This is a genomic window from Arthrobacter sp. 05L45_2 (assembly GCF_056397525.1).
This window is the reverse complement of the sequence record NZ_JBFTNO010000288.1, coordinates 1-2,511: the sequence shown is the minus strand read 5'-3', so window position 1 is coordinate 2,511 and position 2,511 is coordinate 1. Positions and strand designations below refer to the sequence as shown.

Below are 2,511 nucleotides of genomic sequence, written 5' to 3'. Positions count from 1 at the left end.
GTATTCGCCGATTTCCTCTTCGGTGAGGGAGGTCCGCTTGAGCAGCTCGTCTTTCCACTGCCGGGCCGAAACCGTGTTGGTGACCAGGATCAGGGTGGTGGTGGAACTGGTGGCCATCGCCGCGGCGCCCACCAGGGTTTTGCCGGCGCCGCAGGGCAGCACCACCACGCCGCTGCCGCCGGCCCAGAAGTTTTCGGTGGCCAGCTGCTGGTAGGGGCGGAGCTTCCAGCCGGTCTCGTTGAGCATGATGGGGTGCGGTGTGCCGTCGACGTAGCCGGCGAAGTCTTCCGCGGGCCAGCCGATCTTCAGCAGCAACTGTTTGAGCTGCCCGCGCTGGGAGGAGTGCACCACCACGGTTTCCCCGTCGATCCGGGGCCCCAGCAGCGGAGCGATCTTCTTGGCGCGGCTGACCTCCTCGAGGACCGGGTAGTCCGAGGTACGCATCACCAGGCCGTGCTGCGGGTCCCTCTCCAGCCGCAGCCGGCCGTACCGGGACATGGTCTCTTCAACGTCGATCAGCAGGGAGTGCGGTACCGGGAACCGGGAGTACTTGAGCAGCGTGTCGAGGACCTGTTCGGCGTCGAGCCCGGCGGCACGGGCGTTCCAGAGCCCCAGCGGGGTCAGGCGGTAGCTGTGGACGTGTTCCGGGGCGCGCTCCAGCTCGGCGAACGCCGCGATGGCGTGGCGCGCCTCGGTGGCCTGCTGGTGGTCCACTTCCAGCAGGATGGTTTTATCACTCTGGACAATCAGCGGTCCGTCATTCACTGCAGCAGTTCCTCTGTGGCTTCAACATCGATGATCCGGTGCAGGGACAGGACGCGTTCGGTTTCCTTCGCCGGATCGAACACACGCACCCGCCCGCCATTCACAGCTACCGGAACAACCGTTTCGCGGGTGGCATTCCCCAGGCTGTCCACCACGTTCATCACCACCCGCTGCTTGAGCCGGATAGCCTTCTGCAGCGTCTCCAGGCCCAGCTGGGTGGCGGTTTCGCCGCCCGTCGACCCGGCCCCGGAGCCGCCGGGCGCGGCGGCAGCGGGGAGGGAGACCCCGTTGCGCAGGACGGCGAGCTGGGCGTCGATGTCGGCGTCGGCGGGTGCGGTGCGCGGGGCAGTGTAGACCGGCCGGGTGCCGCCCGGAAGCGCGGTGCTGCGCCCCAGCCTGACGGCGCCCGAACCGTTGTCATCCACCGCGGGGGACAGGCCCAGGCCGCGCAGCAGCTGCGCGGCCTCCCGCGGCGCGGTGTGCGAAATCAGGACGGTGGGTGCGATCCGGACCAGTCCCAGCCCGGACGCTGCCGGAGTGTTCAGCAGCTCCAGCAGGGCCGTTTCGTCCTCGCTCTGGATGAAACTGGACGCCGGGCCCACCCGGAGGCGGGCGTGGCGTGCGGAGGTGTCTTCGATGAGGTACTGCAGCGGCTGCGGCACGGCCGTGGCGGAGTGTTCGCGCAGGAAGTCCAGCAGGCCGGCGGCGTCCTTGCCGGCGTCGAGGGCACGCCGGACGGACGCCACAGAGAAACGGTAGATAGTCGCGGGACCCTGGCCCTCCGCGTCAGCCATGGTCAGCAGCTTTTCGCTGAGCTCGGGGTCAAGGTAGCCCGGCGCCACGGCGGTGAGGTCGGCCTGGAGCAGCACGTGGTTCAGCGCCGCGGGCAGATGCTCGCCGAGGATGGCCAGCGCCTCCTCGGGCTGCTCGACGGCGATGGCGGCACCGATCTGGCTGAGGGCGCCGGAGCCGACCAGGCCCAGCATCTCGGCCTCGGCCAGGACGCCCTGGATAAGCGAACTGAAGCGGCGTGCCATCCGCGGCTGCGACCAGTCGGCCCGTTCCAGCACCGCGGCCGCGTCCAGGACCGGTGCCTCGCCGTCCGGGGCGGCCGCTTCCACCGTGAGCTCGTGCAGGATTTCCAGGATCCGTTTCCGGACCACCGGGGCGTCGGGCCGCTGCGCCTCGGCGGAGAGGGCGTTGATGGTGGTGCCCGCTGGGCCGCGGTGCACCTGTGCCGTGGCTGCACCGCTGACGGGCTGCCCCACCAGGGAGGGGACCCGTTCGCTGGTGAGCCAGGCGTTGACCAGCCACAGCCACTGTTCCTGCCGTGGCAGGCTCAGCCACTCCAGCTGTGGCGGCTGGACCCAGGCGGAGCTGTCCACGTCGAGCCGCAGCAGCCCGGCGAGGGCGCACAGTTCGGCCAGGACTCCGGCCTCATGCAGGCCGATCCGGAGGGCATCCGCGAGCCGCTTCATTTCCCGGACGCCCACGCCGCCGCTCCGAAGGGTGACCAGCGGCTGCTCGCGTACGGCGTACAGCAGCTCACCGACCAGCCGCAGGGTTTCGGCGATCGCCCCGAGCGCAGCATTGCGGCGGAGGGACGCGCTGGTCTGCCCCAGCCGCGGGACCGGGGGAGTGAGCGCAAAGTGTTCGATCACAAAGCCGCCGCGGAGCGCGACGCCGACGCTGTGCGGGAGCTCGACGTGGGCGGCATCCAGCGGCACAAGCAGCCCGCGGGCGAGC

Annotated in this window: 2 protein-coding genes; both read right to left on the bottom strand. The window is 70.3% G+C overall.

Annotation, left to right across the window (positions count from 1 at the left end):
* On the bottom strand, positions 1-765 hold a 765-nt coding region (locus AC1DHD_RS15510; protein ID WP_476880569.1), incomplete at its 3' end, for a helicase-associated domain-containing protein.
* On the bottom strand, positions 762-2,511 hold a 1,750-nt coding region (locus AC1DHD_RS15505), incomplete at its 5' end, for a helicase-associated domain-containing protein (protein ID WP_476880568.1). The genes AC1DHD_RS15505 and AC1DHD_RS15510, both read right to left, overlap by 4 nt.